The 23,003-nt window shown below is 70.6% G+C and carries 22 protein-coding genes and 1 tRNA gene; 8 read left to right on the top strand and 15 right to left on the bottom strand.

Features of this window, described 5'->3' with window-relative positions; genetic code table 11:
- Positions 1 to 87 precede the first annotated feature (87 nt).
- From AC5YDV_RS18095 to AC5YDV_RS18120, 6 genes are all read right to left on the bottom strand, one after another.
- Entirely contained in the window at positions 88 to 1,113 is a 1,026-nt protein-coding gene (locus AC5YDV_RS18095; RefSeq protein WP_496192504.1) for a CU044_5270 family protein, read from the bottom strand.
- 8 nt (positions 1,114 to 1,121) lie between these two features.
- Positions 1,122 to 1,676, bottom strand: coding sequence for an RNA polymerase sigma factor (locus AC5YDV_RS18100; protein ID WP_496183860.1), 555 nt, complete (start codon positions 1,674 to 1,676; stop codon positions 1,122 to 1,124).
- Positions 1,677 to 1,794: 118 nt separating this feature from the next.
- A complete protein-coding gene (locus tag AC5YDV_RS18105) occupies positions 1,795 to 3,066 on the bottom strand; it encodes an ATP-binding protein (RefSeq protein WP_496183859.1) in 1,272 nt (423 codons plus the stop codon).
- 295 nt (positions 3,067 to 3,361) lie between these two features.
- The gene (locus AC5YDV_RS18110) at positions 3,362 to 5,293 is read right to left on the bottom strand and encodes an ABC transporter ATP-binding protein (RefSeq protein WP_496184945.1); all 1,932 of its coding nucleotides are present in this window, start codon (positions 5,291 to 5,293) and stop codon (positions 3,362 to 3,364) included.
- Positions 5,290 to 7,128 (bottom strand): ABC transporter ATP-binding protein, encoded by a 1,839-nt coding sequence (locus tag AC5YDV_RS18115; protein ID WP_496184944.1) that lies wholly within the window; start codon positions 7,126 to 7,128, stop codon positions 5,290 to 5,292. The genes AC5YDV_RS18110 and AC5YDV_RS18115 overlap by 4 nt, the downstream gene beginning before the upstream one ends.
- A 55-nt stretch (positions 7,129 to 7,183) precedes the next feature.
- Positions 7,184 to 8,743, bottom strand: a complete 1,560-nt coding sequence (locus AC5YDV_RS18120; RefSeq protein ID WP_496184943.1) for a helicase HerA-like domain-containing protein — start codon at positions 8,741 to 8,743, stop codon at positions 7,184 to 7,186.
- Between the two features lie 30 nt (positions 8,744 to 8,773).
- Here AC5YDV_RS18120 and AC5YDV_RS18125 point away from each other — a divergent pair, with 30 nt between their 5' ends.
- Complete coding sequence (locus AC5YDV_RS18125) at positions 8,774 to 9,067, top strand: type II toxin-antitoxin system VapB family antitoxin (RefSeq protein ID WP_496184942.1); 294 nt, start codon at positions 8,774 to 8,776, stop codon at positions 9,065 to 9,067.
- A gap of 30 nt (positions 9,068 to 9,097) precedes the next feature.
- The gene (locus AC5YDV_RS18130; protein ID WP_496184941.1) at positions 9,098 to 9,622 is read left to right on the top strand and encodes a LytR C-terminal domain-containing protein; all 525 of its coding nucleotides are present in this window, start codon (positions 9,098 to 9,100) and stop codon (positions 9,620 to 9,622) included.
- Positions 9,623 to 9,628: 6 nt separating this feature from the next.
- Here AC5YDV_RS18130 and AC5YDV_RS18135 read toward each other — a convergent pair whose 3' ends face one another.
- On the bottom strand, positions 9,629 to 11,107 hold the full coding sequence (locus AC5YDV_RS18135) for a potassium/proton antiporter (protein ID WP_496184940.1): 1,479 nt from the start codon (positions 11,105 to 11,107) through the stop codon (positions 9,629 to 9,631).
- Between the two features lie 83 nt (positions 11,108 to 11,190).
- On the opposite strand from AC5YDV_RS18135, the gene AC5YDV_RS18140 reads away from it, so the two are divergent.
- Together AC5YDV_RS18140 and AC5YDV_RS18145 are read left to right on the top strand one after the other, a co-directional pair.
- Positions 11,191 to 12,915, top strand: a complete 1,725-nt coding sequence (locus tag AC5YDV_RS18140) for a glycerol-3-phosphate dehydrogenase/oxidase (RefSeq protein WP_496184939.1) — start codon at positions 11,191 to 11,193, stop codon at positions 12,913 to 12,915.
- Between the two features lie 88 nt (positions 12,916 to 13,003).
- Positions 13,004 to 13,498: a CinA family protein gene (locus AC5YDV_RS18145; protein WP_496184938.1), complete on the top strand. Its 495-nt coding sequence runs from the start codon at positions 13,004 to 13,006 to the stop codon at positions 13,496 to 13,498.
- A 48-nt stretch (positions 13,499 to 13,546) separates the two neighbouring features.
- On the opposite strand, the gene AC5YDV_RS18150 is transcribed toward AC5YDV_RS18145, so the two are convergent.
- From AC5YDV_RS18150 to AC5YDV_RS18160, 3 genes are all read right to left on the bottom strand, one after another.
- Positions 13,547 to 13,635: transfer RNA gene (locus AC5YDV_RS18150), tRNA-Ser, on the bottom strand.
- 44 nt (positions 13,636 to 13,679) lie between these two features.
- Positions 13,680 to 14,132 carry a nucleoside deaminase gene (locus AC5YDV_RS18155; protein WP_496184947.1) on the bottom strand — a complete coding sequence of 151 codons (453 nt, stop codon included), beginning with the start codon at positions 14,130 to 14,132 and terminating at the stop codon, positions 13,680 to 13,682.
- A 37-nt stretch (positions 14,133 to 14,169) separates the two neighbouring features.
- Positions 14,170 to 14,946, bottom strand: coding sequence for a tRNA adenosine deaminase-associated protein (locus AC5YDV_RS18160; RefSeq protein WP_496184937.1), 777 nt, complete (start codon positions 14,944 to 14,946; stop codon positions 14,170 to 14,172).
- 135 nt (positions 14,947 to 15,081) lie between these two features.
- On the opposite strand from AC5YDV_RS18160, the gene upp reads away from it, so the two are divergent.
- Entirely contained in the window at positions 15,082 to 15,708 is a 627-nt protein-coding gene (upp, locus tag AC5YDV_RS18165) for a uracil phosphoribosyltransferase (RefSeq protein ID WP_496184946.1), read from the top strand.
- Here the strand turns inward: upp and AC5YDV_RS18170 are convergent.
- Both AC5YDV_RS18170 and AC5YDV_RS18175 read right to left on the bottom strand, forming a co-directional pair.
- Positions 15,690 to 16,571 (bottom strand): hypothetical protein, encoded by an 882-nt coding sequence (locus tag AC5YDV_RS18170; RefSeq protein WP_496184936.1) that lies wholly within the window; start codon positions 16,569 to 16,571, stop codon positions 15,690 to 15,692. The two genes, upp and AC5YDV_RS18170, sit on opposite strands and share 19 nt — an antisense overlap.
- Positions 16,571 to 16,900 carry a PadR family transcriptional regulator gene (locus tag AC5YDV_RS18175; RefSeq protein ID WP_496184935.1) on the bottom strand — a complete coding sequence of 110 codons (330 nt, stop codon included), beginning with the start codon at positions 16,898 to 16,900 and terminating at the stop codon, positions 16,571 to 16,573. Before AC5YDV_RS18175 ends, AC5YDV_RS18170 begins: the two co-directional genes overlap by 1 nt.
- Before the next feature lie 91 nt (positions 16,901 to 16,991).
- On the opposite strand from AC5YDV_RS18175, the gene AC5YDV_RS18180 reads away from it, so the two are divergent.
- The gene (locus tag AC5YDV_RS18180; protein WP_496184934.1) at positions 16,992 to 17,654 is read left to right on the top strand and encodes a GNAT family N-acetyltransferase; all 663 of its coding nucleotides are present in this window, start codon (positions 16,992 to 16,994) and stop codon (positions 17,652 to 17,654) included.
- 6 nt (positions 17,655 to 17,660) lie between these two features.
- Here the strand turns inward: AC5YDV_RS18180 and AC5YDV_RS18185 are convergent, their stop codons facing one another.
- Entirely contained in the window at positions 17,661 to 18,377 is a 717-nt protein-coding gene (locus AC5YDV_RS18185; RefSeq protein ID WP_496184933.1) for a glycerophosphodiester phosphodiesterase, read from the bottom strand.
- A 141-nt stretch (positions 18,378 to 18,518) separates the two neighbouring features.
- On the opposite strand from AC5YDV_RS18185, the gene AC5YDV_RS18190 reads away from it, so the two are divergent.
- Positions 18,519 to 20,213, top strand: coding sequence for a DUF885 domain-containing protein (locus tag AC5YDV_RS18190; protein ID WP_496184932.1), 1,695 nt, complete (start codon positions 18,519 to 18,521; stop codon positions 20,211 to 20,213).
- Between the two features lie 165 nt (positions 20,214 to 20,378).
- On the opposite strand, the gene AC5YDV_RS18195 is transcribed toward AC5YDV_RS18190, so the two are convergent.
- Together AC5YDV_RS18195 and AC5YDV_RS18200 are read right to left on the bottom strand one after the other, a co-directional pair.
- A complete protein-coding gene (locus tag AC5YDV_RS18195; protein WP_496184931.1) occupies positions 20,379 to 21,155 on the bottom strand; it encodes a PIG-L deacetylase family protein in 777 nt (258 codons plus the stop codon).
- On the bottom strand, positions 21,148 to 21,555 hold the full coding sequence (locus AC5YDV_RS18200; RefSeq protein ID WP_496184930.1) for a cupin domain-containing protein: 408 nt from the start codon (positions 21,553 to 21,555) through the stop codon (positions 21,148 to 21,150). Before AC5YDV_RS18200 ends, AC5YDV_RS18195 begins: the two co-directional genes overlap by 8 nt.
- Before the next feature lie 125 nt (positions 21,556 to 21,680).
- Here AC5YDV_RS18200 and AC5YDV_RS18205 point away from each other — a divergent pair.
- On the top strand, positions 21,681 to 23,003 hold a 1,323-nt coding region (locus AC5YDV_RS18205), incomplete at its 3' end, for a DUF222 domain-containing protein (RefSeq protein ID WP_496192523.1).

The raw sequence follows: 23,003 nt of genomic DNA on the forward strand, positions 1-23,003 counted from the left end.
GCGGCAGAACCGGATGTGCGTCACTTCGTCGCTGGTGCGCTGAACTGGAACGAGCCGCCCCCTGCCGGGGCGGCTCGTGTGCTGGTCTCAGCAGGTGACTGTGTTGTTGGTGATGGTGCAGTGCTCCCGGTCCGCCTGGTCCTGGATGGGCTGGGGAATGCTGTCGACGAGCCGCCGTTTGATGGTCTGTTCGGTGCTGATGGTGGGTCCGACGACGGGGATGAAGGTGGTTTCGGTGATTTCGCCGAGGACCTGGCCGGTGTCGGGGTCGATGACGAGGGATTGGTGGCCGCCGAAGGCGTCGTGGCGGCCGATCCCGACGCCGGTGTGTCCGGTCGACAAGGTGACGGAGTCGTCGGTCAGGGTGGTGCCGGGGATGGTGCGGAGCACCTCGTAGAGGGCGGAGCGGAGATCGGCGGGCACCAGCCCGGAGTTCAGGACGTCTGCCACGGCGGTGAAGGCCTGGTCGTCGGGGTTGTTGCCGTGGCCTTGGTTGTCGGCGTAGAGCCTGTCACGCAGGGCCTGGGTGTCGCGGGGCAGTGAGGCGAGCCAGGTGGGTGAGGGCTGGTTCCAGCTGGCGGGGATCTGCTCCGGGGTGAGGTTCGTGGTCCACACGGCCGTCTTGGTGTACGGGGTGGTGCGGTCTGCGGGGGTGCCGAGGAGTTGGTGTTCCACGGTGGTGGGTTCGCGGATGAACCAGCTGGGACGTTTCCCGTCGACGGCGACGTAGTCGGTGTTGGTGGTGCGGGTCAGCCACACGCGGGTGTCGAGGCCGGCGTATTCGGTGACCAGGCTGGTCCCGCTGGAAGTGAGTTCCCAGTACTGGCCCGGCCGGCTGACGGGATCGGTGGCCCTGATCGCAGCTTGGGCCAGCAGTTCGGACGCGTGCGCGGTCGCTGCGCCGACCGCCACGGACTGGTAGCCGAGCCCGCCGACGACCAGGGCGGCGGACGCGGCCACCAAGACCCGGATGATCCTCTGCCCACTGTGTCTGGGGGTGGGGATTGCGGTGATGGCGTCGTGCAGGATCCGGTCACGTTCGGTGGCGGTGAACGCGGGCGTGTGGGCGGCGGGGTCGTGCTGACGAAGTTGATCTTCAAATTGTGTGGTCATGGCGTGTCCTAGCGGGTGGCGGAGCAGGGTTCGGTGGCAGGCGCGCGCCGCAACGGAGCGGCGGTGGTGCTGGCCTGGTAGAGCTGTTGCGCTCGTTGACGGGCCCGGAGGAGGCGAGTGCGGGCGGCTCCTGGGGTGATGTCGAGCACGAGGGCGATCTCGGCGGGGGTGAGTTGTTCCCAGACGGTGAGGCGGAGGACTTCGGCGTCGGTGTCGTCGAGGCGGTCGAGCAGGTCATCGACGAGGCTGCGCGCCTGTTCTTCAGCCGAGGGTGCCGCCGCTGGTGGCAAGGTCGTCTCGAGGGCGTGCTGCAGGGAGGCCCGACGCGCTTCGCTGCGATAGTGGTGAAGGATGACGTTCCGGGCGGTCTGGTACAGCCACGGCAGCGCGGGGTCGGGGACGTACTCGCGTCGCCGCCACGCGGTGGCGAAGACGTCGGCGACGATGTCGTCGGCGTTGCTGGCGGCCACTCTGCGCACGGCGAACGCTCGCAACTGGGTGGCGTGGCGGTCGAACAGGAGTTCCAGCCAGTCGCGCTCCCGAGCGGGCCGTTGATGTCTCATACCCAGTAGTTCCCGCCCGACGTCGAAACGTCACACGGCGGCGCGCTGGCGCACCGAGATCCCGCCGCTACGCCCACCTGCCGGGGTGCGGGCAGGCTGTCCGGTACGACCTGGGTGTTCACGGGGCGAGGAGTCCGAGGGGGACGACGCCGATCCCGTCGGGACGCCGATAGGCGTTCGGGCCGGTGTTGACGACGATGGCGTCCAACAGCTGGTCGCCCATGCGGTCGGCCAGCCAGTGGAGGTGTTTGGTGTCGGCATCGGTGACGGTGTTGGCCAGCTTGACCTCAACAGCCACAGCGCGGCCGTCGTCGCGGACGACCACCAGGTCAACCTCGTGGTCGCCGTTACGGGTCCGTAGGTGACCAATGGTGGCCTCGGCCGCCTGAGCGGGAACCCGGACGCACAGGGTCACCAATGATTCGAACAGGTGCCCCAGGATGCTGCCCGTTTGGGGTCCCACCGCCGTCCCGGCGCCATCCAACAGGGCTTCCCGGGTCAGGCCGAGAAGGCGGGCGGCGAGCGCCGGGTCGGCCAGATGGTGCTTCGGGGTCTGACCCAGCCGGGTCAACAGACTCCCCGAGGGCGCCCACGCCGGCACCGGATCCAGCAGCCACAAGCCGGTCAGCACGTCCCGGTAGGCGATCGACGTGGACCGGGCCGGCTTGTCGCCCTGACCCGGCGTGGCGGCGTCCAGGATTTGCGCGTAACTGGCCGTGGTCGACGTGGCCGCGGCGTAGGCCCGCAACCACTTCAGCATCGCCTCGGGTTTGCGCACTGCCAGCCCTTGTTCGGGCACGTCCCGATCGACCGCGTTGTGCAGGTAGGAGTCGAGCTGGAACCTTCGCGACCGCCCCGCCAGGGGTCGGATCGCGGGGAACCCCGAGGCGACGATCTCCTCCACGTAGTCACTCAAGGTCAAGGGACACGACCCGGTCAGCGACCCACGGCGTCCCGACAGCAGGTCGCGCAGGCTCACCGTCGGCTCGGACACGCCACGTTCGGACAGGGTCATGGGACGCATCCGCAACCGGCCGATCCGGCCGGCCCCGGAATGGGCGGTGGCCCCCGGCGCGGGGGTGGCGCTGCCGGCCAACAAGAACTGCCCGCCCGCCGGGTTGGCATCCACGGCACGCCTGACCACATCCCACACTTCGGGGACCTTCTGCCACTCATCGATCAACAGAGGACGCCCACGCCCCAACACCTGCTCCGGTTCGGCGGCGATCGACTCCCGGACGGCCTTGGAATCCAACCGCACCACCCCGGCGACCCGCTGCCCGGCGGTCGTGGTCTTCCCGACCCCCTTGACGCCGTCGATCGCGATCGCTGGAACCTGGCCGAATAGCTCATCCAACTCGTCGTCCAGGATGCGGCGTGCATACTCCATGAAGCAACCATACAAGAAGCAGGATTCGAATCAGTCATCTAGCAGGGCTGGAATCAGACACATCGCAGGAACGCGCACCGGCATATGCGCGTTCTCATGCACATCCCTCGACGACCGCTACTGGGCATGACAGCCATGTCACCGTCGGCAGATCCGGTAGGTCTGCCCCTCTTGACGCAGACGTCCGCAACCAGCATAACAACGGTGATGTCGAGACCATCCGGCCACGGGCAGACGTGCGCCATGCGACCAAGAATCGAAGCAGAGCTCTCACCAGAACCAACGAACGACAGGCCTACGACCGCCACGTCCGCCACAGGCGGGCGTACTCACCGTCCGCATCGATCAGGTCATCGTGCGAGCCCAGCTCGGCGATGCGTCCGTCGATCAGCACAGCGATGCGGTCGGCGTCGTGCGCGGTGTGCAGCCGGTGCGCGATGGCGACGACCGTCCGGTCTGCCAGGAGCGCGTGCATGGAGCCTTCCAGGTGTCGAGCGGTCCGGGGGTCGATGAGCGAGGTGGCTTCGTCCAGCACGAGCGTGTGCGGGTCGGCCACGACGAGGCGCGCGAGCGCGACCTGCTGGGCCTGGGCCGGCGTGAGCTCGGTGCGGCCGCGGCCCAGCATCGTGTCGAGGCCGTCCGGCAGCTTGGCCACCCAGTCGGACGCGTCGACCGCGGCCAGGGCGTCCGTCACCGCCTCGTCGGTCGCCGTACCCTCGCGGGCCAGCACGATGTTGTCGCGCAGGGTTCCGACGAAGACGTGGTGCTCCTGGGTGACGAGGGCCACCTCGGTGCGGAGCAGGTCGAGCGGCAGGTCCATGACGTCGACACCTCCGACACGGACGTCGCCGGTCCGGGGCCGGTTGATGCCGGCGACGAGCCGTCCGAGCGTGGACTTTCCCGACCCGGACGGGCCGACGATAGCGAGCCGTTCCCCGGGCGCGAGTGCCACGTCGATGCCGTGCAGGACGTCGTGGCCCTCCCGGTAGGCGAAGCGCAGGTCACGGCCGACGACCTCGGACCCGTTGGGTCGTTGCTCCCCCGGCGTCCGGTCCTCGGGGACCTCCGCCACGCCGAGCAGACGCGTGGTGGCCGCCACCCCCACCTGGAGGTGGTCCAGCACCTGGATCAGGCGGTCCAGCGGTCCGATGAGCTGTTGCAGGTAGATGGCGGCGGTGGCGACCTGCCCGACCGTCACGAGTCCGGCGTCGTACCCCCACGTGCCGATCAGCACGACCAGCACCAGCGGCAGCTGGAAGGCGAAGTCGAGCCACATGAAGAGCAGGTTGCGCAGGCTCATCGTGTACCGCTCGGCCTGGCCGGACTCGTCCGTGTCGTCGTCCAACCGGGACTGTCGGATGCCCTCCAGCCCCAACGCCTCCACGGTGCGGGCACCCTCGACCGTCTCGGTGATGGTCGCATTGATCTTCGAGTAGGTGGCCGACTCGGTGATGTAGCCGGCGATGGCGTTGCGCAGGTAGTGCCGCACGGCGAGGAACAGGATCGTCCCGGACGCCAGGAGTGGCAGCGTGAGCAGCGGCGAGTTCAACAACAGCGCGACCACCGTGAGCCCCACCAGGGACGCCGACGTCACCAGGTGCGGCAGCGACCAGCGGACTGCGTTGCTCATCTTCGCCACATCCGAAGTGATGCGGGTGACGAGGTCGCCGGTGGAGGCGGCCTCGACGTGCCCCAGCGGCAGGCGCAGGACGGTCCCGACGACACTCTCCCGGGCCGCCGCGAGCAAGTCGTAGCCCAGCACCGCCGAGGCGCGCTTCGCTGCGAACGTCAGCACCGACTGCAGCAGCACGACCCCCAGCACCACGACGATCACGACGTCGGTCTGCGTCAGCGAGGCGCCGGAAGCCGCGTCGTCGACCAGGTCGCCGAGCAAACGCGGGACGACGAGCGCCGCGACGGCGGCGGCGACGTTGAAGCCGATCATCGCCGCCAACCGCCGACGACGGGTCGAGAGCAGGTCACCGATGAACGCGAACGCCTTCCGGGCCCGGGTCACGGGCAGGCCGCGCTCGGGGTTGCGGGACGACGCGAACACGTCCTCGGCGTGCCGGCGCCGCAGGACGTGCCGGCGCTTCCAGGCGGCCAGCCGCTCCCGTGGGGGCAGCGAGGAGTCGACGCGCAGCGCGTCCGGCACGCGGGGGGCGGGGGGCTCGACCCGCCACGTCTGCACCGAACCCGGCAGGCGCTCGGTGAGGATGTTGGTCATTCCCCGGCCCCCATCCCGCGGGCGACGACCTGGCGGTAGTCGGCCCGCTCCATCAGTTCGGTGTGCGTGCCCCGCGCGACCTCGCGACCGTCGACCAGGAACGCCACGGTGTCGGCGACGTGGAGCAACAGCGGGGACGACGTGGTCACGACGGTCGTCCGCCCCCGACGGTGTTCGGCGAGGCGCGGGGCGATGCGCGCCTCGGTGTGGGCGTCCACGGCCGAGGTGGGCTCGACCAGGCAGAGCACGTCCGGGTCGCGGACCAGCGCGCGGGCCAGCACGACCCGCTGGCGCTGGCCCCCGGACAGGCCGCGTCCCTTCTCGTCGATCCGGCCCTGCCAGCCGCCGGGGAGCGCGTCGAAGACGTCCTCGGCGCAGGCGGTGATGAGGGCTGCCTCGGCCTGCTCGCGGGTGGCCTCGCCCCACGGGTCGACGGCCTCCTGCAGCGTGCCGGCGAACAGCATGGACCCCGTGTCGCTGACCACGACCCGGTCGCGCAGCGACTCCAGCGAGACGTCGGCGAGGTCCACCCCGTCCGCCGTGACGCCCCACGGCTCGGCCGCGGCCTTGGCGTCCGCTTTGGCTCGAGCCGCCCGGCGGGCGTACTTCTCGGCACGTGCGCGACGCAGGGCGCGCCCCTTGAGCTTCTCCTCGTCGTCCTCATCGAAGGTGCCGGCCATCGAGGGCAGGTAGCGACCCAGCCGGTCGACGAGCGCGGCCGAGGCGTCCGGGTCGGCGCTGACGATGCCCAGCAGCTGGCCGGGCTCCACGACCACACCGGAGGCCTCGTCCACCAGCCGCGGGTTCGGCCCGACGGACGCCGTGCGTCGCGGCCACGGCGCCATCTGGGCGAGCAGCGCCGCGGTCTTGCCCCCGGCGACCAGTCCGTTGATCCACTTCTGGGAGAAGTCGAAGAACGTCTGCAGGGGCCACAGCATGTAGATCGCGTAGCCGACGAAGGAGATCAACTCGCCGACGGTGAGGCGCCCGGCCGCGAGCTCGTGGGTGCCCAGGTAGACCAGGGCGACGAGAAGTCCGCCCGACACGACCACGGAGATGGCCTCGACGACGCCCTGCCACGTGCCGACGCGGACGCCGAGGTGGCGGACCCGCTGCGACTGGGCGTTGTAGTTGGCGCCGAAGGTCCGCTCGCCGCCGATGCCCCGCAGGATGCGCAGGCCGGCGACGATGTCGGTGGCCAGCCCGGTCAGCTCGGAGTTCTGGGTCCGCTCGGCCTGCTGGGCGGCGCTGAGCGGCCGGAGCACGGGCGTGGACGCCGCGAGCAGCAGCGGGCTCACGATGAGCACGACCAGCGCCAGCGGCGGTGAGGTCGTGAACATGAGGCCGCAGATGAGCACGAACACGATCAGCGACCCGACGGCGCGGGAGAACACCTCGAGGGTGGCGCCGAACGAGTCGGCGTCCGAGCTGGCGACCGACAGCACCTCACCGGTCGGGGTGCGGCGGGCGAGCAGGTGCCCGAGGCGTCCGGTCGTGTGGCCGACGCGCTTCTGGATGTCGTAGATCGCGATCACCCACGACCGCACGACGTAGGTGTGCTGAAGGATGCCGCCGGCCCCACCGAGCAGGATCGCGACCAGCAACAACCCGGCCCACCCGAGGGTGGCGAGCGGGTCGCGGGCGATCATGCCGGCGTCGATGGCCCGGCCCAGCAGCCACGGCGAGAGCACGTTCGGGAGCTGCCAGGCCACCACCAGGAGGCTCATCAGGGTGACCAGACCCGCCTGGCCACGCACGAGCCACGTCAGGAAGTCGCGGGGAGAGCGCCAGGTCGGGGTGTCGGAGGCTGAGACCTCGGGTGGGAAGTCACGCATAGCCGTCCCACATTACGGACGGAGCTGGGTTCGGTCAACACCCTCTCGCGAGACGTCAGCGGCGGCGTCCGGTGCCGAAGATCGACCGGGTGATCTCGCGCGCGGCCGACCGGGCCATCTGGCGGACCATCGTGTTCTCGGTCAGCTGCTCGAAGAACGACTTCTCCCGCCGAGGCGCCCGACTCGGCGAGGGGCGACGCTCCGCGGCGGCCTGCTCTGCCTCCTGCTGGGCCGCCTCCTGGGCCGCCTGCCGGGCGGCCGCCTCCGCCCCGGCCTGCAGCTTGGCGTTCAGCACCTCGTACGCCGACTCCCGGTCGATCGCCGTGCCGTACTTGGCCTGCATGGCTGAGCTCTGCACACCGGACGCCATCGCACCGGCGTCGAGGGGGTCCATGGACGCCTGGGGGGCGCGCATGCGCGTCCACGCGACGGGGGTGGGCGCGCCGCTGGGGTTCAGGACGGTGACGATCGCCTCCCCGATGCCCAACTGCTGGAGCCGTTCTGCCAAGTCGTACTCGGTCTTCGGGTAGGTGTTCACCGTCGCCTTGAGCGCCTTGGCGTCGTTCGGGGTGTGGGCCCGCAGCTGGTGCTGGACGCGGGAGCCGAGCTGGGCCAGGACGTCCTCGGGGACGTCCTTGGGCGTCTGGGTCACGAAGAACACGCCCACGCCCTTGGAGCGGATGAGGCGGACGGTCTGCTCGATGCTGTCGTTGAACGCCTTCGACGCCCCGTCGAACAGCAGGTGCGCCTCGTCGAAGAAGAACACCAGCTTGGGCTGGTCGAGGTCGCCGGCCTCGGGCAGGCCCTGGTAGAGGTCGGCCAACAGCCACATGAGGAAGGTCGAGAACAGCGCCGGACGGTCCTGCAGGTTCGGGAGTTCCAGCAGCGAGATCACGCCCTGGCCGTCGGGGGTCACGTGGAGCAGGTCCTCGGTGTCGAACTCCGGCTCGCCGAAGAACTGGTCGCCGCCTTGGGCGGCCAGCGCCGTCACCTCGCGCTGGATGACCCCGACGGTCGCCCTGGAGAGGCCGCCGATGTCGGCCAGTTCGCCCTTGCCCTCGTCCGACGTCAGGAACTTCAGCAGCTCCATCAGGTCCTTGAGGTCGAGCAGCAGCAGGCTGTTCACGTCGGCGTAGTGGAACACCAGCGCCAGCGAGCTCTCCTGGGTCTGGTTCAGGCCGAGGACCTTGCTCAACAGCAGCGGCCCGAACTGCGACACCGTCGCCCGCAGCGGGACGCCCGTGCCCTGCCCGCCGAGGGCGTAGAACTCGACCGGGCAGCCGGCGGGGGTGAAGTCCTGACCGATGGCGGACGTCCGCTCGAGCAGCTTCGGGCTCGCCTCGCCCGGGATCGCCAGCCCGGACAGGTCGCCCTTGATGTCGGCGGCGAACACCGGGACGCCGGCCCGGCTGATCTGCTCGGCCATGAGCTGCAGGGTCTTGGTCTTTCCGGTGCCGGTCGCCCCCGCGACCAGGCCGTGGCGATTCAGCATGGACAGCGAGAGACGGATCCTCGCGTCCGGGACGGGGGTGCCCTCGTCGATCAGCACGCCGAGCTCGATGGATGGCTTGTCGAACGTGTAGCCGGCCCGGATGGCGTCGATGGCATCGGTCATGCCACGAGGCTAGCGCCTAGACTGGCGCTCGTGATCTTCAAGCGAGTCGCCGAGGAGCGCCCCTACCCCGAGCACGGGTACACCCAGCGCCAGTGGGCCCAGATCGCACCCCAGCAGGTGCGGTTGGACCAGTTGGTCACCACCAAGCGCTGGCTTGACCTGGAGATCCTGCTCGAGGAGGACTCGACGTTCTACGGCGACCTCTTCGCCCACGTGGTGTCGTGGCAGGGCGACCTGTACCTCGAGGACGGGCTGCACCGGACACTCCGAGCCGCCCTGCAGCAACGCCAGTCGGTGCACGCCCGCGTGCTCGAGCTGAAGTAGCCTGTGCCGAGCACCTCGGGAAGGAACGGCATGGAGGCACGCCAGGTCATCCGCAGGTTGAAGACGCCGGTGACGCTGCTCCTGCTCGTCCTGTTCGTCTACCTCGCGGCTCAGTGGGGCCTCGACGCGGTCCGCACCCCGGTCCCGCCGAGGCCCCTGGATCCGTGCGTGGTCCGTGAGGTCGGGCCCGAACTCAAGCCCGAGCACGTGTACGTGATGGTCTACAACGGCTCCACGCACGACGGCATGGCCAAGCGCCTCGGGTCGATCCTGTCCGCCGACGGCTTCAAGGTCTACAAGCGCACGAACGCGGACCGCGACGACTACGCCACGTCCTTCGTCCGCGGCTACGCCGAGGATGCGCCCGAGGTGGTCCTCGTGCGCCAGGCCTTCGAGGGCATCGCGTTCGAGGCGGACGGCCGCGCCGACCGCACCGTCGACGTGGTCATCGGTGAGCAGCTGCCGGCCCCCTCCCCGAACCCCCAGTTCGGCGTTCCCCTGCCGGACGGCAAGGCCTGCCTGCCCGACCTGGAGATCGTCAACCCCGAGGGCTGACCGGGTTCAGGCCTCGAACCACCGCGCGAGGCGTCCGTACCGCCCGACGCTGCGGAAGCGGTGCTCCACGTCAGCCCGGCTCGCCGACGGCACCACCACCATCAGTTCATCGCGTTCCGCGAGCCGGTCACCCGGTTGCGGCACGATCGGGTGACCGTCCCGCAGGATGACGGCGATGACCGCGAACCGGGGGAGCCGCAACTCACGGATCGTCACGCCGTGCAGGTGCGACCCCACGGGCACGCTCACCTGCATGAAGTCGGCCTGGATCCTGTCCAGCGGGGCCACCTCGACCTCGATGTCGTGCGGGTCGATCTCTCCCGCCACGCCGAGCCGGCGCGCGACCCAGGGCAGGGTCGGCCCCTGGAGCAGGGTGAACACGATGACGAAGACGAGCACCTCCTCCGAGATGCGGCTCGCCGAGGGCGCGCCCGCCGCGAGGGGGACGGTCGCCATGATGATCGGCACCGCGCCGCGCAGGCCGGCCCACGAGATGAACGCCTGCTCGCGCCACGGCACCCGGAACCAGACCGAACACGCCACCACGGACAGCGGCCGGGCGACGAAGGTGAGGAAGGCGCCGATGGCGAGTGACTCGACGATCATCTGGACGGTGAGGCTCTCGGGTGCGGCGAGCATCCCCAGCATGACGAACAGCCCGATCTGGGCGATCCAGCCGATGCCCTCGGCGAAGGAGCGGGTGGCGTTGCGGTGGGGCAGCTGGCTGTTGCCCAGCACGAGCGCCGCGACGTACACCGCCGCGAAGCCGGACAGGTGGAGCCACACGCCCAGTCCGTAGGCGAGGACCGCCACGGCCAGCGCTGCCAAGGGGTAGAGGCCGGACGCCGGCAGCGCCACCCCGCGCAGGAGGCGTCCGCCGATGAGGCCGATCAGGGCGCCCAGGGCGATGCCACCGCCCAGCTCCAACAGGATCGTGCCCCCGATCAACAGGGGCCCGCCCGGCAAGTCACCCATCGTCCACGCGGTGGCGGCCCCGACGAGCAGGACGACCGGTGCATCGTTCAGGCCAGACTCCCCCTCCAACACCGAGCGGACGCGCGCGGGCAGGCGCATGCCGCGCAGCACCGAGAAGATGGCCGCCGAGTCGGTGGGGGCGGTGATCGCCCCGATGAGCACGGCCTGGGGGAGGTCCGCCCCGAGCACGAGGTGGCAGAACGCGGCGACGAGCCCGATGGAGATGAGGACGCCGACCGTGGCCAGCAGTCCGGCGATCGTGAGGGACCCCCTGATGTCCACCCACTTGGTGGAGAACCCGCCCTCGGCGAGGATGAAGACCAGGGCGGCGAAGCCGAGCGCGTGCGCCAGGCCGGCGTCCGTCATGCGGAGGCCGAACAGCTCCAGCGCCAGGCCCAGCCCGAGGAAGAGCAGCAGGGACGGCAACCCCAACCGGGCCCCGAGCCGCGCGGCGGCGACGGCGGCGATCAGCACGACGGCCCCGATGAGCAGCATGGCGTCCAAGGTCATCGTCGTCCTCCCCGTTCAGGTTAGCGGGCGCCAACCTGCGCTGCGACGTGCGCGGACGGCGGATTCACGATGAGATGGATCCCATGAGCACCGCCTCCCTCAACAGCGCCCAACGGACCGACCACCTCGCCACCATGAGCGACCCCGCGGGGGTCGACGTCCTCGTGATCGGCGGTGGTGTCACCGGGGCCGGCATCGCGCTGGACGCCGCCACGCGCGGCCTCACCACGGCGATCGTCGAGGCCCAGGACTGGGCGTCCGGCACGTCGTCGCGCAGCTCCCGCCTCGTGCACGGCGGCCTGCGCTACCTCTACAACCTCGACTTCAAGCTCGTCGCGGAGGCCCTCCACGAGCGCGGCCTCCTGCTCAGCAAGCTGGCCCCCCACATGGTCAAGGCGCAGCCGCTGCTCTGGCCGTTCAAGCAGCCGGTGATCGAGCGCGGCTACTCCACGCTCGGCGTCGGCCTCTACGACGCGATGGCGGTGATCGGCTCGGCGTTCAAGTCGGCGGTCCCGATCCAGCGGCACCTCTCGAAGAAGGGCGCCCTGGCGAACTCGCCCTCGCTGGACCCGTCCACGCTGGTCGGCGCGATGGTCTACCACGACGCCCGCGTGGACGACGCCCGCCTCGTCATCACCCTGATCCGGACGGCGGTGGCCAACGGCGCCCTTGCCGCGTCCCGGACGTCCGTCGTCCGGCTGACCAAGGACGCCGCGGGGCGCGTGGACGGCGCGATCATCCGCGACCACGAGACCGGGAACGAGCACCGGATCAAGGCCCGCCACGTGATCGGGGCCACCGGCGTGTGGACCGAGGAGACCCAGAACCTCGCCGGGGCCCGCGGCGGCCTGAAGGTGCTGGCGTCCAAGGGGATCCACATCGTGGTGCCGAAGGAGCGCATCAGGTCGAAGACCGGCATGTTCCTGCGCACCGAGAAGTCGGTGCTGTTCATCGTCCCGTGGCCCCGCTACTGGATGATCGGGACGACCGACACGGCGTGGCACGAGCAACTCCGCCACCCGGTGCCCAACCGCGACGACATCCAGTACCTGCTCGACCAGGCCAACTCCGTGCTGGCCGAGAAGCTCACCGAGGACGACGTCATCGGCACCTGGGCGGGCCTGCGTCCCCTGCTGCAGCCCGGCACGCTCGACTCCACGGCGTCCACCAAGGTCTCCCGGGAGCACACCGTGACCGAGGCGACCCCCGGGCTGACGATGATCGCCGGCGGCAAGCTGACCACCTACCGCGTCATGGCGAAGGACGCCGTCGACTTCGCCCTCGGGAAGGAACGGGCCAAGGCCCGCCCGAGCATCACCCACGAGGTGCCGCTGCTCGGCGCGGACGGCTGGACGGCGTCCAAGGCCCGGTCGGGGACGTTCGGCCAGCGCTTCGGCTGGACGGACGCCAAGGTCGCCGAGCTCCTCGAGCGCTACGGCTCGGGGCTCAACGACTTCTGCGCCGCGTTGTCGGCCGACCGGGACCTGAACCGGCCGCTGGCCGGCGAACCGGCCTACCTGCGCGGCGAGGTGGCCTGGGCGGTCCTGCACGAGGGGGCGCTCCACCTGGAGGACGTCCTGGTGAACCGCGTCCGCGTGAACGCCGAGCGCCGCGACCGGGGCGAGGCCGTCGTGGACGAGGTGGGTGACCTCATGGCGTCCCTCCTGGGCTGGGACGGGGAGCGGACCTCACGGGAGAAGGCCAGCTACCGCGCCCGGATCGCGGCCGAGATCGCGGCCGAGGCCGAGGGGTCGGACGCCGAGGCGTCCGCCGCACGCATGGAGGCGGACGACCTGCTCCCCATGTAGGCACACGGAAGCAGGAACCGGACCCCCGGTAGAAGAGGGAGCCGACGGACGCGGCTGCGACGACACACCGCACCGCTACGCTTTTTCGATGGGACTGCACCTGGACAAGGCACGGGAACACGCGGCGGACATCGCGCGGATCGCACTGGACCGCGGCGCCACCGTCGCGGCCGCCGAATCGCTCACCTCCGGGGCCATCGCCTCCTGCCTGGGCGCGGCCGAGAGCGCCAGCGAATGGTTCCGCGGCGCCGTCGTCGCGTACTTCCCGGAGGTGAAGTTCGAGGTCCTCGACGTCGATCCCGGCCCGGTCGTCACCGAACAGGCCGCACGCCAGATGGCAGCCGGGGCACGCAAGCTGCTGGGCGCCGACTGGACCGTAGCGGTCACCGGCGCGGGCGGACCCGGGCCCGAGGAGGGCCATCCCGAAGGCACCGTCTTCATCGGGGTCGCGGGACCCGATCACGAGCATGTCGAGCACGTCATCCTCGACGGGGACCCCAAGGATGTCGTCGAACAAACCGCCGAGCTCGCGCTCGGGAACCTGCTGAGCGTCCTTGAGGGGGCCACCCGGGACCGAACATGACCAAGGCCCCGACCCCTTGATTCACCAGGGGGTCGAGGCCTGAGCCGTTGGCGGTGGCGGTGGGATTTGAACCCACGGATGGGAGACCCATCACGCGCTTTCGAGGCGCGCTCCTTCGGCCGCTCGGACACGCCACCGTCTGTCAGCTTATCGCGGCGCGCGCCCCCGAATCCAATCGGGCTCAGGGGGTTGCCCGGTGCCCGGCGAAGAAGGTCCTGAGCAGCTCGGCGCTCTCGTCCGCGAGGATGCCGCCGACCACCTCGGCACGGTGGTTGAGGCGCGGGTCACGCACGACGTCGAAGACGGACGCCACGGCCCCGGCCTTGGCGTCCAGCGCGCCGTAGACGAGGCGTCCGACCCGGGCGTTCACCAGCGCGCCGGCGCACATGGCGCACGGTTCGAGGGTCACCACGAGGGTGCAGTCCTCGAACGACCAGCCGCGACCGGCCCGGACGCGCTCCGCCGCGGCCCGGCGCAGCACGAGGGCCTCCGCGTGCGCGGTCGGGTCACCCGTCAATTCGCGCTCGTTGCCCGCGGCCGCCAGCACCGTGTCGTCGGGGCCCAGCAGCACCGCCCCGATGGGGACGTCTCCGTGCGACGCGGCGTCCGCCGCCTCGGCCAGGGCGAGGCGCATGGCCGGGACCCAGCGCGTCCCGCCGCTCACGGACGGCTCACAGGTCGAAGTCGCTGGCCACCTTGTCGTAGACGCCGGCGAAGCCGAGCTTCTCGACGATGGCCTCGAGCGACTCCAGGGGGTCCGCGTCCTCGTCGGTGGTGAGCGCCTCCAACTCCACCTCGGGCAGGCCGACGTCGACGAACAGGTCGAAGTCGCCGACCGGGTCGGAGTCGTCATCGTCGTCGGGGAGGTCGAGGCCGAGGAAGTCGACGGCGTCGCGCGCGATGGGCCAGTCGAGGGAGGCGGAGATGTCGGAGAGCAGCAGTTCCACCTTGCGGCCGCGCACGCGGACGATCACGAAGAAGTCGGAGTCGATGCTGACCACGCCGACCGAGCCCGCGTCGCCGGGCACCCGGCGCAGGGTCTCGATCAGTCCGTCGAGGTCGTTGGCGAGTTCCTTGTCCAGCGCCACCCCGGCCGGCTGGCCGTCCTCGCGGTAGAGGGCCGCGACGATGTCGATGTCGTCCTCCCCGGCGTCCTCGGGGTAGTCGTCCTCATCGTCGTCGTCCGACTCATCCTCGTCGTCGTCCGAATCGTCTTCGTCCGACTCATCGTCGTCGTCATCGTCATCGTCGTCGTCGGAGTCATCGTCGTCCGACTCGTCCTCGTCGGAGTCGTCTTCGTAGTCGTCGATGTCCTCGCGGTCGCGCAGGCCGAGGGCGGAGTAGTCGTTCTCCTCGACCTCGTCGATGCCCGGCCGGTCGTCGATGCCCGGCCGGTCGTCGCCGCGGTCAGCGAGTTCGGCGTCGAAGTCCTCGTCCTGTCCGGCCATGATGGTCTCCCTTCCCCCTCGGCCCCCATCGTGTCAGACTCCCGGGCAATCGGCACTCCCCGTCACCCCCAGCTCCCGCGTCACCGAACGGGACGCCGCCCCTCCTGCAAGAATGACCCCGTGCAACTCATCGCCGTGGATCATCCTCTCGTCGCCCACAAGGTCCGCCTGTTGCGGGACGTCCAGACCGACTCCCCCACCTTCCGTCGCCTGGTCGACGAACTGGTCACGCTCCTGTCGTACGAGGCGACCCGTGAGGTGCGCATCGAGGAGATCGCGGTCACCACGCCGGTCACCACCACCACGGGGGCACGCCTGTCCCACCCGCTCCCGCTCGTCGTCCCGATCCTGCGGGCCGGGCTGGGGATGCTCGACGGCATGATGCGCGTGATGCCGACCGCGGAGGTCGGGTTCGTGGGCATGGTGCGCGACGAGGAGACCCTGGAGCCCTTCACCTACGCGGAGCGCCTCCCGCACGACCTGTCCGGACGCCAGTGCTACGTCCTCGACCCGATGCTCGCCACGGGCGGCTCGCTCGGCGGCACGGTCAAGTTCCTCGTCGACCGGGGCGCCGACCACATCACCTGCATCTGCCTGCTCGCCGCCCCCGAGGGCATCGAGCGGATGCGTGCGCTCGTCGACCCCATCGGCGTCCCGTGCACCCTCGTGGTCGCCGCCGTCGACGAGAGGCTCAACGAGCACGGCTACATCGTGCCGGGTCTCGGGGACGCGGGCGACCGCCTCTACGGCTTGGCCGACTGACCCAGGTCGCTGCTCCGCTCGGCGTCGCCCCCCCCCGCGAGGGCCAGGCCCAGCAGGGTGACCCCGGCGCTGCCGAGGATGCCACCGACCAGGCCGGGACCGATCCACCACGCGCCCTTCTTCAAGGGACGGGCGACCGTGACCGTCGCCACTCCCGTGGCGGCACCGGCCGCGATCGCGAGCCTGGCGGCACGTCCGGCGCCATTCGTCCGTGAGCGCGCGGCCGCGACACCCAGCGCCGCCGCGCCGAGCGAGACGGCGAGGTCGGAGACGGCGGCCCTGCCCTTGCCCACCCAGACGTCGGGGCGTCCGGTGATGTCCCAGTGGCTGGCCAGTCGGTTCGGGAGGGAGCGTCCGCGGACCGCGTAGTGCGCGACCACGCTGCCGGCCAGCAGGATGGGCAGCGCGGCGCCGAGCGCGAACGCGTCGTGCGGGGTGTTGGCGAAGGGCTCGTCCTCGGCGTCCGGCTCGATCAGGCCCAGCTTGACGAACACCGCGCCGAAGTTGACGTCCCAGCCCAGGCCGAAGGTCCGGGGGCGCAACACGTGCGGGTCGGCCGGCGCCCAGAGCGCCTGCTTGAGCCGCTCCGCGGTGGGTCGACGGAGGTCGTAGGGGATCCCGAAGACATTGCCGACACCCGGGGCGTCGTCGTCACCCTCGGCCTCGACGGGACCGAGGTCGGCGACGACGCGAGCGAGGTCCTCCGGGGTGGACTGCACGTCGAGCGCGTCGCACAGGGCGATCGCGAACTCGTCCCGGACGCCTTGACGGAGGTCCCGCGACACGGCGGCGACGGCGGCGTCCAGCCAGGCCAGGGCGGCCACGCGGGTGGCCGGGGTGAGCTGGTCGAGGGAGGTGATCATCAGGATTCCTTGAGCAGGTCGTCGAGGGTGTCGCGCACGGAGGCCCACGCCGCGCTGAGGTCGGCGTGGGCGTCCCGCCCCGACCGGCTCAGACGGTAGTACTTCCGCGGCGGGCCGACGGGCGACTCCTGCCATGACGACTCGATCAGCCCGGCCTTGAGGAGGCGGGACAGGAGCGGGTACACCGTCCCCCCGGTGAGGGCGAGCGCGGGGCGGGAGGCCAATTCGTCCACCATCTGGGAGCCGTAACGCTCCCCCTGGGCGAGCAGGCCCAGCACCGCGAGTTCCACCACGCCGCGGCGGATCTGTGCGGTTCGGTCTTCAGCCATGCAGATACGGTACCACCAAGTACCTTGTCGTGCATAGATCTGCTTGAGGGGACCCCTTGGCTGCGTGCGCCGCTCCTGAGAGGATCGGGGCATGCCCTCGCGACTGGCGGAGATCTTCCCGCCCCTGGGCCTGCGCATCACGAGCGGGCCGCTGGAACTGCGCGGCATCGGCGAGGAAGAGGTGCTCGCCCTCCTGCGCGTGGCCGAACGCGGGATCCACTCCCCCGCGCAGATGCCCTTCCTCTTCCCCTGGACCGATGCCGACGCCGACGACCTCCCGCTGAACTACCTGCAGTGGTGGGCCCGTGGGCTTGCGACCTGGTCGCAGGACGCCTGGGCCCTCGACCTCTGCGTGCTGTGGGAGGGGGAGGTCGTCGGCGTCCAGGGCGTGGCGACGCGGGACTTCCTGACCTTCCGCTACGGCGAGACCGGCTCGTGGCTGGGCACCGCGTACCAGGGACGCGGCATCGGGACGGCGATGCGCGCGGCCCTGTGCGCGTTCCTGTTCGACCACCTCGACTTCGAGTTCATCACGTCGTCCGTCTTCGAGGACAACCCCCGATCGTTGCGGGTCAGCCAGAAGCTGGGCTACCGCGACAACGGCCTGGACTGGAAGAAGCCCCGCGGCGGCCGGGTCACCTCGCACCGCCTGTTGCTCCTGCCCGAGGACTTCGTGCGCGGCGACCCCATCACCGTCGAGGGCGTGGAGCCGTTGCGACGCTTCATCGGGCTCGACGAGCGAGCAGGTCACTGAGGGGGTTCAGCCGATCAGCGTGCGCGCCACGTTGGGGTAGTTCGTGATCACCGCGTCCACCTCGAGGCGGAGCATGCGCTTCAGGTCGTCCGGCTCGTTGACCGTCCACACGTTGACGGCGATGCCGTGCTCGTGGGCCTTCTCGACGATCTTGCGCCGCGTGGCCGCGATCGAGGGGTGCAGCGCCGTCGCGCCCAGCGTCCCGGCGTACCGCCATGGCTTCCACAGCGGCTCGGAGTACAACGCGCCCAGTTCCGTGGCCGCACCCAGTCGGACCAGGTGGCGCAGCGAGTAGTGGTTGAAGGTGGACAGGACCACGCGCGGAGCCATGTCGAAGTCGTCGACGAGTTCGAGGACACGCTCCTCCAGGCCCTTGTAGGCCATGCGGGAGTTCTTCAACTCGATGTTCACCACCGTCCCGGTGTCGCGCACCAGTTCGAGGACCTCCACCAGTGTGGGAATGCGGGTGCCGGCATACTTCTCCTGGCCGTAGCTCGCGTCGAGGCGGCGCAGGTCGTCCAGGCTGTGGTCGGCGACCCAGCCATGGCCGTCGGTCGTCCGCTCGAGCGTCTCGTCGTGGATGACCACGACCTCATCGTCCCTCGTCAGCTGGACGTCGAGCTCGAACGCGTCCGCCCCCTGCTCCAGTGCGAGTTCGAATGCGGGAAGCGTGTTCTCCGGCGCGTACCCGCTCGCGCCTCGGTGGGCCCAAACCTCGGTCATGCCGGCCATCGTGACAGTGCCAGTCGACGAAACGGTGAACAGCCCGCCGACGCGCCGGAGGGTGATGGGTGTGGAATGACTGAAGTGTGAAAGGCAGGGCGCGCCACCTCGGCAGAGCCCCCGGGCAGTAGGTTCGACCGGGTGAGAGAGACAACCCCGATCGACGCCATCGCCGAGGACCACACCCGCGCCCTCGTCGACCTCAGTCCGCTGCTCGCGACGACGCTGGGCGTCCCGGGCCGCGACCACCTGTCCGACGACCTGTCGCCGGCGGGCCACCAGGCCCTGGCCGACCTCGACCGGGCCACGCTGGCCCGGCTCGATGCGTCGACCCCGGTGGACGCCACCGACGAGGTCACGCTCGCCGCAATGCGTGACCGGCTCGGGCTGGAAATGGAGTCGTTCGAGGCGGGCGACCACCTGCGCGACCTGAACAACATCGCCTCGCCGGTGCAGGCCCTGCGCGACATCTTCGACCTGATGCCGTCCACCACGGCCGAACATTGGGCGAACATCGCCGGACGCATGGCGTCCCTGCCGGCCTCGATCGACGGCTACATCGAGACCCTGCGTGAGGGCATCGCCGCCGGCACCACCCCCGCCATCCGACAAGTGGAGTTGGCCGTCACCGAGACGGGGGACCTGGCCGACGAGCAGGGGTCGTTCTTCACCGCCCTCGCCGACCGGGCACGCGCCGATCGGGCCCGCCCGGACGGGTCCGCTCCCGACGGTGCACTGGCCGCCGACCTGGCGCGGGGCGCCGCCGCGGCCCGCGAGGCCTACGGCCGCCTGTCCGCGTTCCTGCGCGACGAACTGGCACCGGCCGCCCGTCCGGACGACGCCGTCGGCCGGGACATCTACCAGCGCATGTCGCGCCTCTTCGTCGGCGCGAGGATCGACCTCGACGAGACCTACGCGTGGGGCGTCGAGGAACTCGCGCGGATCACCGCCGAGCAGGAGGCCCTGGCCCGTGAGATCGCCGGTCCGGGGGCCACGGTGGCCGACGCCGTCCGCGTGCTCGACGAGGACCCGGCCCGCACGCTCGACGGCACGGACGCGCTGCGCACGTGGATGCAGACGACCGCCGACGAAGCCGTGGCCGCGCTCGACGGCGTGCATTTCGACATCCCCGAGCAACTGCGCACGATCGAGGCGATGATCGCCCCGACGCAGTCCGGGGGCATCTACTACACGGGCCCGACCGACGACTTCACCCGTCCGGGTCGTATGTGGTGGAGCGTCCCGCCGGGCGTCACCACGTTCAACACCTGGCGCGAGAAGACGACCGTCTACCACGAGGGCGTCCCGGGCCACCACCTTCAGATCGGTCAGGCGGTGTACAACGCGGCCGAGCTCAACTGGTGGCGGCGCCAGATCTGCTGGCTGTCCGGGCACGGCGAGGGCTGGGCGCTGTACGCGGAGCGCCTCATGGAGGAGTTCGGGTTCCTCGAGGATCCGGGCGACCGCTTCGGCATGCTCGACGCCCAACGTCTCCGCGCCACGCGGGTGGTCCTGGACCTCGGCGTCCACCTCGGCAAGCCGGCCTTCGACCGGTACGGCGGCGGCACCTGGGACTACGACAAGGCCTGGCAGCTGCTGGTCGACAACGTGAACATGGACGAGGGCTTCCTCCGCTTCGAGCTGCACCGCTACCTCGGCTGGCCGGGTCAGGCGCCCTCCTACAAGGTGGGTCAGCGGATCTGGGAGCAGATCCGGGCCGATGCGGCCGCGTCCGCCCAGGCGCGGGGCGAGGAGTTCTCGCTCAAGGAATTCCACTCGCGCGCCCTGAACCTGGGTTCGCTGCCGCTGGACGTCCTGCGGGCGGCGTTGGGCTGAGCTGGGCTGACCGGGGGTGACTTGGGCTGACGTTCGGCCTCCCTCCCTCGACGTAGCGCCATCTGGACCACATTTGGTTCGGATGGCGCTTCACGTTGACGACGTCACCCCTTGTCAGCGCGATTCGGTCGAGAAGGTCGCCTCGTTCATGTGGTCCAGATGGCGCTACGCGCGGCGCCTCAGGGAGAAAGACGTCCTGATCGGCTGGCGCTGGCCCCCCACGTGCACCACGTCGGCGTCGTCGACGGTGAGCTGGCTGGCGTAGTGGCGAAGTGCTTCCTGGAGCAGGGCCAGGTGCTGCGGGGTCTCGATGCGCTCGTCGCCCGTGTCGGGATCACCGTCCGCGGCCGCATCGTCGGACACGACCTCCCAGAACGGCACCCCCAGCTCGGCCGCGGCCGCCCGGCTCGGCTCGTGGAGCGCCACATGGTCGGGGTGACCGTAGCCGCCGTGGGCGTCGTAGCTGACGATGGCATCCGCGTGGATCGCCCGGGCGTGGGCGGTGATGTCGGCGGTGATCTCCGCGCTCGTGGCGCTGGTCAGGGCATCCGTCCCCGCCTGGTCACCCGGGCCGGCCACCGTCTGGGCCTCGTCCAGCCAGCGCATGCCGGAGTCGGTGTAGCGACGAGGAACGAGGTCGTCAGTCCGGGCCGGGGGCTCCCCCAGGAAGGCGTGCTCACGCACCCCGAGCACGCGGCACGCGGCGGCCAACTCGCGCTCCCGGCGGGCGATGAGCTGGGGCGTGCCGACGAGGTGCGAGAGCGGGCCCTGCACCACCTCGCCCTGCTCGCCGCGCGTGGCCGTGAGGACGGCCACGCGGACGCCACGGGCCGCGAGTTCGGCGATGAGGCCGCCCGTCGCGAGGGTCTCGTCATCGGGGTGGGCATGCACGAAGAGGACCGTGCTGCGGTCGAACACCGTGTCGCCCATCGACTCACCCATGGCGCTCTCCGGTGAGCATCGTCAGCACCAGGATGCTGGTCCCGTCCGCGTCCGGGGGGCAGTCGACCCGGTGGACGACATGGTCGCGCAGGTGCACCACCACGCCCGGGTCGAGGCGAACGGTCTCGCCCTCGCAGGTGAAGTCGAGGACCCCGGACACGCACTGGACGGTGATGGGGTGTGCGGCCTTGTGGTCCGACAGGGTCTGGCCGGCCGTGAACGTGAAGGCGATCACGTTGGCGCCGTCGCCCTGCAGCAGCCGCTGCACCGCCGGCCGCGTGCCCTCCTTGGCCGAGGGCGCCGATCGAAGGAGGTCGATCACGGTCATGCCCTCCCGGTCGTGGCGGGCGGCCTCACCGAAGGTCTCGGGCGTGTTGAGAGGGATGCTTGCCTGGGTCATGGAGCAACCCTAGGTCTCCTGTCCACGCTCGAGTAGAGCCGGGCCCCAGAACCGCACGAGCACGACCGCCCCCATTGCGCACACGTGTTCGAAAAGTGTCGGTGGTGAGTTCTAGCGTGGTGGTCATGGAAGTCCTACCCCTGAGGAGTGCTCGCCAGGTGGCGGGTGAGTTGGTGCAGGTGCGCGAGAGTCGTCGTGCCCTGGAGGTTTGTGAGGTGGATCTGGTCGCCGAGTTGGTCGACCTGTACGACACGGTGCCCGAATCGCTGGTGGAGGGTGCCGAACGCCTGGTGGCGTCGGGGCACGACGGCACACCGGTGTTCGCCGAATTCCTCATCCTCGAACTCGCCGCCCTGATGGGCTTCTCGGCCGACAGTGCCCGCTCGCTGGTGTCGGACGTGGTGGACCTGCGGGAGCGGATGCCGCGGACGTGGGAGGCGTTGCATCGGGGCTTGCTGCCGGTGTGGCAGGCCCGCAAGCTGGCCCAGAAGACGAGCCTGCTCACCCTGTCGGCGTGCCGGGAGGTGGATGAGGCATTGTTCCCGGCACTGGGCCGCTTGGCGTGGCCACGCGTCTTGCGGAAGTTGGGGGGCCTGATCGTGGCGGCCGACCCCCAGGGTGCGATCGAGCGGGCCGACAGCAAGCGGTCGGAGACGTTCGTGCGGATCGTGCACGAGGGGGAGGGCATCTCGAGTGTGTACGCGCGCCTGCACAGCGAGGACGCCCTGGTCCTGGCGAACGCGGTCGAGACCCTCGCCCGGCAGAAGGTCACCGACGGGGCGACCGACCCCCTCGACCGGTTGCGCGCGCAAGCCCTGGCCGATCTCGCCAAGCCGAGCGACACCCCACTCCCCGGTGGTCTGCCGCGTCCGGAGGCGACGCTGGTGGTGCACGTGGTGCCGGGGAGCCCGTTGGCGCGGACCCAACTGGTCGGCCCGACCGCGAACCGGGGTGGCGGCGACCTGGGGGCCCTGCTGCTGGGGCAGGTCCGGGACCTCCTGCAACACCACCGGGTCCGCGTCCTGCCGGTCATCGACCTGGCCGACGATCCGGCGGTGGATGCCTACGAGGTGCCGGCCGGGATCGGTCGGCAGGTGGTGGTCCGGGACGGGTTCGAGGTGTTCCCCTTCTCGTCCCGGCCCGCGGCCGGCTGCCAACGAGACCACACCCAGTCCTGGCGCCACGGTCGGCCGCGGCAAACCAGGCCCAGCAACCTGGGCTGCCTGTCGCAGTTCGTGCACCGCGCCAAGACCCACGGCCAGTGGAAGTACGAGCAATCCGACCCGGGCCGGTTCACGATCACCAGCCCGCTCGGGTCCGGCTACGAAGTCACCCGGCAAGGCACCCACCTGAGGCACCGGCACACCCAACACATCCCACCCCAACCCCTCACCATCACCGCCGGATTCATCCCCCGCACCGACCTCCCCACACCCCCCACCCGCACC

Source organism: Propioniciclava sp. LT432, assembly GCF_059515965.1.

What these genes read in the sequence shown, in the direction of transcription:
- AC5YDV_RS18105 (WP_496183859.1), bottom strand. Translation starts at nt 3,066, where the DNA reads ATGGAGTATGCACGCCGCATCCTGGACGACGAGTTGGATGAGCTATTC.
- AC5YDV_RS18155 (WP_496184947.1), bottom strand. Translation starts at nt 14,132, where the DNA reads ATGCGCCTCGCCCTGGCCGAGGCGGCGGACGCCGCGTCGCACGGAGAC.
- AC5YDV_RS18120 (WP_496184943.1), bottom strand. Translation starts at nt 8,743, where the DNA reads ATGACCGATGCCATCGACGCCATCCGGGCCGGCTACACGTTCGACAAG.
- AC5YDV_RS18145 (WP_496184938.1), top strand. Translation starts at nt 13,004, where the DNA reads ATGGGACTGCACCTGGACAAGGCACGGGAACACGCGGCGGACATCGCG.
- AC5YDV_RS18135 (WP_496184940.1), bottom strand. Translation starts at nt 11,107, where the DNA reads ATGACCTTGGACGCCATGCTGCTCATCGGGGCCGTCGTGCTGATCGCC.
- AC5YDV_RS18195 (WP_496184931.1), bottom strand. Translation starts at nt 21,155, where the DNA reads ATGGGTGAGTCGATGGGCGACACGGTGTTCGACCGCAGCACGGTCCTC.
- AC5YDV_RS18115 (WP_496184944.1), bottom strand. Translation starts at nt 7,128, where the DNA reads ATGCGTGACTTCCCACCCGAGGTCTCAGCCTCCGACACCCCGACCTGG.
- AC5YDV_RS18100 (WP_496183860.1), bottom strand. Translation starts at nt 1,676, where the DNA reads ATGAGACATCAACGGCCCGCTCGGGAGCGCGACTGGCTGGAACTCCTG.
- AC5YDV_RS18175 (WP_496184935.1), bottom strand. Translation starts at nt 16,900, where the DNA reads ATGGCTGAAGACCGAACCGCACAGATCCGCCGCGGCGTGGTGGAACTC.
- AC5YDV_RS18160 (WP_496184937.1), bottom strand. Translation starts at nt 14,946, where the DNA reads ATGGCCGGACAGGACGAGGACTTCGACGCCGAACTCGCTGACCGCGGC.
- AC5YDV_RS18170 (WP_496184936.1), bottom strand. Translation starts at nt 16,571, where the DNA reads ATGATCACCTCCCTCGACCAGCTCACCCCGGCCACCCGCGTGGCCGCC.
- AC5YDV_RS18200 (WP_496184930.1), bottom strand. Translation starts at nt 21,555, where the DNA reads ATGACCCAGGCAAGCATCCCTCTCAACACGCCCGAGACCTTCGGTGAG.
- AC5YDV_RS18130 (WP_496184941.1), top strand. Translation starts at nt 9,098, where the DNA reads ATGGAGGCACGCCAGGTCATCCGCAGGTTGAAGACGCCGGTGACGCTG.
- AC5YDV_RS18180 (WP_496184934.1), top strand. Translation starts at nt 16,992, where the DNA reads ATGCCCTCGCGACTGGCGGAGATCTTCCCGCCCCTGGGCCTGCGCATC.
- AC5YDV_RS18110 (WP_496184945.1), bottom strand. Translation starts at nt 5,293, where the DNA reads ATGACCAACATCCTCACCGAGCGCCTGCCGGGTTCGGTGCAGACGTGG.
- AC5YDV_RS18185 (WP_496184933.1), bottom strand. Translation starts at nt 18,377, where the DNA reads ATGACCGAGGTTTGGGCCCACCGAGGCGCGAGCGGGTACGCGCCGGAG.
- AC5YDV_RS18095 (WP_496192504.1), bottom strand. Translation starts at nt 1,113, where the DNA reads ATGACCACACAATTTGAAGATCAACTTCGTCAGCACGACCCCGCCGCC.
- AC5YDV_RS18140 (WP_496184939.1), top strand. Translation starts at nt 11,191, where the DNA reads ATGAGCACCGCCTCCCTCAACAGCGCCCAACGGACCGACCACCTCGCC.